Origin of the sequence: Clostridium sp. (assembly GCF_051654825.1) — a bacterium.
In the GTDB taxonomy this organism is placed as follows: domain Bacteria; phylum Bacillota; class Clostridia; order Clostridiales; family Clostridiaceae; genus Clostridium.
The window spans coordinates 1-5,402 of record NZ_JBOFYU010000259.1 but is presented as its reverse complement, the minus strand read 5'-3'; the positions used below and the strand labels follow the sequence as shown (position 1 = coordinate 5,402).

Genomic DNA, 5,402 nt, shown 5'->3' with positions numbered 1-5,402 from the left:
TAGCCTTACATCCATTCCATTGATTAAAAATTTTAAGTCATCTCTATGCGGCCCTATAGAAGTAATTTGTGTCATCAAATCTTTTTGCCTATGCCTGCTTAATTTTTCTTCTAAGTTTTCTTTTTTTACATTAGGCTCATAGATAACTTCTAGATCCTCTTTGTTCCCAGATATATCTAAATGGATCTCTTTAGCAATTTGATTCAATTCTTCTATAAACTGTTCTCTTTTATTAATTACTTCTTTTGCATATTGGGATAGCTGCATATCCCAAATGTCGATAATAGATTTATCTTTATTCATATGATATTGTTTTAAAGCATTATTTCTTTGTTTTAAAACCTTATGATATTGTTTCAAAGCATAATAATAAAGCTTATCAAATTGACAAAGTTCTATATCTAAAAATCTTCTTCTTTCTTTTGGACTTTTTTTTATAAGTTGTAAGTCTTCTGGCGAGAACATTACTACCGTTACTGTTCCAAATAATTCTCCTAGCTTATTTACAGGAAGACGATTAATTGCCACAGCCTTTCCTTTACTCGTAAGATGAAAATCTATTTTATCTTCTATTATTCTTTTTTGAACTAGTATTTGTACGTGCGCGGCATCTTCTTGCCATCTAATAATTTCTTTTTCTTGATGTGTCCTATGTGACCTCGCTGTTGCACACAAGTAAATAGATTCCAATATATTCGTTTTCCCTTGAGCATTGTTCCCTTTAAAAATATTTATCCCTTTATCTAACTGAATATAAGTGCTGTGATAATTTCTAAAATTCTTTAAACTAAGCTCCTTAATATACATAGGTCCCCCTATTTAATTGAATAAGTTTCTCCATCAAATTCAACTTCATCACCTTGTCTAATTTTTTTTCCTCGTTGAGTACAAATCTCTCCATTTACTAAAACTAATCCTTGTGCAATTAGCATTTTAGCTTCTCCACCACTTTGAACCATATCGGCAAACTTCATAAGTTGATCTAATTTAATAAATTCAGTTGTAATATTGATTGTTTTCATTTTAAATTCTCCTGTCATAAATAGTTTTTAAATTAATAGTTAGGATTAATTAAAGATTTACTTTAATTAATTATAGCAATAAATCGCTCTAAGTTTCTTTTAGTGAAACACAGAGCGATTTAAATTCCGTTTAGGCATTTAAACGTATCGGAAGTATTAAATATTTATAATGATCGCCCTCTTGAGGATGAATAATACATGGTGTAAGAGAAGATATAAAGTTAATACAAACTTTATCATCATCAATTGATTTTAATGCCTCTATTAAGTATCTTGGATTAAAAGCTATGCTGAGTTCACTTCCTTCAAGCTTAATATTAAGTTCTTCTCTAGCTGTTCCTAATTCTGCATTAGATGTGATAATCATATTATCACCATCTATTTCAATTCTTATTGGATTTTTCTTTCCCTCTCTAGAAATCAGAGCAGCCCTTTCAATACTCATTAAAAAGTTTCTTCTATCCACAACAACTTTAGTTTCATAATCAGATGAAAAAACTTGTTCATATTTCAAGAATTCACCTTCTAATAATCTTGAAACTACTTTACTTGATCCTAAATCAAATAAAATATGTTTTTCTTCAAAATATATTTTTACGTCTTCAGCATCTTCACTCGTTAGAATTTTGCTAATTTCACCCAGTGTCTTCCCTGGAACGACAACTTCAACTTCCTCATTCTCAATTGAGACAGGTATTTGTCTATAAGAAATTCTATAACCATCTACCGAAACCATTCTAAGACTACCATCTTTAATCTGTAGCATCTCGCCTGTTAATATCGGTCTAGATTCTTCTTGAGCTACTGAAAAAATAGTTTGTCTAATCATATCTTTTAATGCAAGTTGAGAAATAGAATATTCCGTAGTTTTTTCAACTTGTGGTAACTCAGGAAAATCATCTCCAGGTTGTCCTGCAATAGTAAATTTAGAGTTTTCGCAAGTAATGTTAGTCATATGATTGGTATTAGAAGATATTTGAACATTTCCATTTGGCATTTTCCTAATAATTTCAGAAAAAATCTTGGCTTCTAACGCAATAGATCCTTCTTCTAAGACTTCAGCATCAATAGTACTTTCTATTCCAAGTTCTAGATTATTTCCTACTAGTGTAATTTGATTATTCTTTGCTCTTAGTAAGATACATTCAAGTATAGGCATTGTTGTTTTAGTTGAACATGCTTTAAGTACAGTATTAATACTATTAAGCAATAGTTCTTGTTTACAAAGTATGTGCATGTGGATAAACTCCCTTCAAGAATTATTTAATATAATTAAAGTTAATCTAGCAATGATAGTAATAGGGGCTGTTAATAATGTGTATAACTACTTCAACCCTTTGATCTGTGGATAAATAAGTATGTATATAGACCTGTGGATTAACGTTGAACAACACTTTAAGTTATTCACAATATCCACAAACATCTAAATAAAGTTTTTTTATCCACAAAATATTAACTATAAATTCACAGCTACATGTGGTTTATTATTTACCTGTAATTTTGTTTTCTAATTCATTAATAGTTTGAGCTAGTTCAATATCCTTGATAATATCTTTGGAAATCTTGTCAAACCCATGAATAATAGTGGTATGATCACGACCACCAAATTTTTCTCCTATTTTAGGGAGAGAAAGATCAGTTAATTTTCGGCATAAGTACATGGCAATTTGTCGAGGATAGGCAATATTTCTAGTACGTTTAGCAGATTTTAATTCATCTACCTTAAGATGGAAATAATCAGCAACAACTTCCTGAATGTAGTCAGCAGTTATTACTTTTGGTTTGTCTCTAGAAATAATATCTTTTAATGCTTCATTAGCAAGTTCAACGGTAATAGGTCTATTGGCTAGTGATGAAAAAGCAAGAATACGGTTAAGTGCACCTTCAAGCTCTCGTATATTAGAAATGACAGTTTTAGCAATAAATAATAATACATCTTCTGGCACAGATAAATTTTCGATTTCGGCCTTTTTTCTTAAGATAGCAATTCTAGTCTCTAGGTCAGGACTCTGAATATCTGCAATCAGTCCCCATTCAAAACGAGATCGAAGTCTATCCTCAAGTGTTTCAATTTCTTTGGGTGGCCTATCACTAGAAATAATAATCTGCTTATTTGCTTCATGAAGGGTATTAAATGTATGGAAAAACTCTTCTTGAGTACGCTCTTTTCCAGCAATAAATTGAATATCATCTATTAATAAGATATCAATATTTCTATATTTATTTCTAAAAGCTTCATTTTTATCATCCCTAATCGAGTTAATTAATTCATTAGTGAATTTTTCGGATGAAGCATAAAGTACCTTTGCATCTGGATTTTGCTCTAGAATATAATGAGCAATAGAATGCATAAGATGTGTTTTCCCTAATCCAACGCCTCCATATAAAAATAAAGGATTGTATGCCCTAGCAGGTGCTTCAGCAACTGCCAATGAAGCAGCATGAGCCATACGATTACTATTGCCTACGACAAAAGAGTCAAAAACATATCTAGGATTAAGGTTACTTTTGATATTAAGTGGATCTTCAATTTGCTCTCTTTTTGGCATGGATTTTTTCTTTAAATAGCTATCTTCGTTAGTAGCTAAGACAAAATTTAAATCAAAATCCTTATTTAGCACTTGAAGAATACAGTTTTGGATTAAGCCTAGATACCTAGTACTAAGAATTTCCTTAGTAAACTCATTTTTTACGCTAATAGTCATGGTACTTTTATCTATATCTATTAACTTGGTTTCTTTAAACCAGGTATTAAAGCTAACCGCAGATGTCTCAGGTTCAATAATACTAAGTATGGCGTTCCACTGGGTGTCATATTGATTTGACATACAAATTCCTCCTATTAAACGATTTATTCACAAGTTATTCAAGTATTGTCAACATGTGAGTAATTTAATCAATAGTTATAAACAATGATGAGATTTATTTTAATAAAAAATCATTAAATGATTTAAAGTAAACAGAATGTGGATAAAGTTGTTAAATACAAAAAATCACAATAAATCCAGTGAAATAACTAAAAAATAAAAAAAATGCAAGTTATACACAGTATTATCAACAGAATGTGAATAACTTTTACATATTAACAACTTATACACAGATAAATGTATAATATCAAATTACTTGTGGAAAATCAACTGTTTAAGTAAAATATCCACAGATTGTAGATAAAAAAATAATGGAATAAGTCGAAATAACTCTACTAGAGTATAAATATATAATAAAAGTAACTTAATCTTTAAATATTCAACGTTAAAGTTAATATAAAGATTTAATTTAATATAGGTATAAATATATATATTGTGGATGAAAAATGTTGAAATAAAAGAGTAAAAGAAAAAATAAAAAAAATATATAGATAAAAATGCAAAAAAATAGGATGTTGAAATAAGTATAATAAGGAAAGAAAAAAATATATATTAATAATTAAGTTACTTCTATATAAATCGATAATCAGTTTTAAATTGGAAATAAAATATCATGAGTAGAGGCTTGACTAGATATTAGAAATCTTCTATACTAAGACTAGTGCTTATTTGTTTTAACTCTATATAGAGTTGTGTGTGCGAATATTTAAATTTTATGTGTCCAATCTCCTAAGTGCATAGGAGTTGGTACACGATGTGCATATTATGTGACTACTTTTAAATTCAAGGAGGTGCACATAATGAAAAGAACTTTCCAACCAAAGAAACGTCAAAGAAGTAAAGAACATGGTTTTCGTAAAAGAATGAGAACTAAAAATGGTAGAGCGGTACTCGCTAGAAGAAGAGCAAAAGGTAGAAAAAAATTATCAGCATAAAACAAGGCCGCTTTTGTGGCCTTGTTTTGCCTTATATAGGTTTAGGAGTGCTAAAATGAAAAATACTGAATCACTTAAAAAGAATAGAGATTTTAGAATAGTTTATCAAAATGGAAAATCAGTAGCTAATAGATATTTAGTACTATATAAATTCCCTAATACGCAAGATAGCAATAGGTTAGGAATATCTGTTAGTAAAAAAGTTGGAAATAGTGTAGTCAGAAGTAGAGTAACTAGATTGATTAGAGAAAGTTATCGATTAAATGAAGAATTAATAGTTTACCCAGGATGGGATTTTATAGTCATAGCTAGAGGAACTGCTAACGGGGCTTCATTTAAAGAGATTTCAAGTGCATTAAAGCATCTATTAAGACAACAGAAAGTATTTGAGGAAAATTCATAGATTAAACATACAGAAAAGATATGATAATTTAATGAATTCAATAATAACGGTGTTGAAATGACCTAAAAAACTGTTTGGGTAGGGAGTAGGAATGAAAAACTTATTGAAAAATGTAGCTTTAAAATTAATCAGAGTTTATCAATATGGCATATCTCCTATATTTGGGCCAAAATGT

At 29.5% G+C, this 5,402-nt stretch carries 6 protein-coding genes; 2 read left to right on the top strand and 4 right to left on the bottom strand.

The window, feature by feature from the left end; translation table 11 throughout:
* The 4 genes from recF to dnaA all read right to left on the bottom strand — a co-directional run.
* On the bottom strand, positions 1–807 hold an 807-nt coding region (gene recF, locus ACRDBA_RS15810), incomplete at its 3' end, for a DNA replication/repair protein RecF (protein WP_438573890.1).
* A gap of 8 nt (positions 808–815) precedes the next feature.
* Complete coding sequence (locus tag ACRDBA_RS15805; protein WP_438573889.1) at positions 816–1,022, bottom strand: RNA-binding S4 domain-containing protein; 207 nt, start codon at positions 1,020–1,022, stop codon at positions 816–818.
* 130 nt (positions 1,023–1,152) lie between these two features.
* The gene (gene dnaN, locus ACRDBA_RS15800; protein WP_438573888.1) at positions 1,153–2,259 is read right to left on the bottom strand and encodes a DNA polymerase III subunit beta; all 1,107 of its coding nucleotides are present in this window, start codon (positions 2,257–2,259) and stop codon (positions 1,153–1,155) included.
* Positions 2,260–2,506: 247 nt separating this feature from the next.
* Positions 2,507–3,850 (bottom strand): chromosomal replication initiator protein DnaA, encoded by a 1,344-nt coding sequence (dnaA, locus tag ACRDBA_RS15795; protein ID WP_438573887.1) that lies wholly within the window; start codon positions 3,848–3,850, stop codon positions 2,507–2,509.
* 839 nt (positions 3,851–4,689) lie between these two features.
* Between dnaA and rpmH the strand changes: the two genes are divergently transcribed.
* Positions 4,690–4,824: a 50S ribosomal protein L34 gene (gene rpmH, locus ACRDBA_RS15790; protein WP_438573886.1), complete on the top strand. Its 135-nt coding sequence runs from the start codon at positions 4,690–4,692 to the stop codon at positions 4,822–4,824.
* Between the two features lie 55 nt (positions 4,825–4,879).
* Positions 4,880–5,227 (top strand): ribonuclease P protein component, encoded by a 348-nt coding sequence (gene rnpA, locus ACRDBA_RS15785; RefSeq protein ID WP_438573885.1) that lies wholly within the window; start codon positions 4,880–4,882, stop codon positions 5,225–5,227.
* Positions 5,228–5,402 lie beyond the last annotated feature (175 nt).